The 355-nt window shown below is 54.9% G+C and carries 1 protein-coding gene; it reads left to right on the top strand.

Annotated elements, in window-relative coordinates:
* Window positions 1-115: 115 nt before the first annotated feature.
* Window positions 116-355: helix-turn-helix domain-containing protein (locus QPK27_RS25270; protein ID WP_290420894.1), on the top strand; the 240-nt coding region annotated here is incomplete at its 3' end.

Below are 355 nucleotides of genomic sequence, written 5' to 3'. Positions count from 1 at the left end.
TGTATGGCACAGGGACATAGGTAACAGTTGTCTAGGGACATAGGTAACACTTTTCTTATCATCAGCACACGATCATTAGCTGGAGTGTGCGATGCCGTGGAAGGAGTGTTCCCAGATGACTTCACGCCTGGAGTTTGTGTCCCTGGCAAGCGCGCCAGGGGCCAACATAAGCATGCTTTGCCGCGCTTTTGGCGTCAGCCGAAAGACGGCTTACAAATGGCTGGCTCTGTTCAAACAGCAGGGCAAAGACGGTCTGGCAGACCGATCTCGCCGGCCTCTTAATTCACCCAAACGCAGTGATGCGCAGCTTGAGGCCGAAGTCGTTGCGTTGCACGATGCGCATCCTTGCTGGGGG

Source organism: Massilia sp. YIM B02443 (assembly GCF_030411955.1).
GTDB lineage: Bacteria > Pseudomonadota > Gammaproteobacteria > Burkholderiales > Burkholderiaceae_D > Telluria.
Note: the sequence above shows the minus strand (reverse complement) of the source record. Positions and strands in the feature narration are given on the sequence as shown.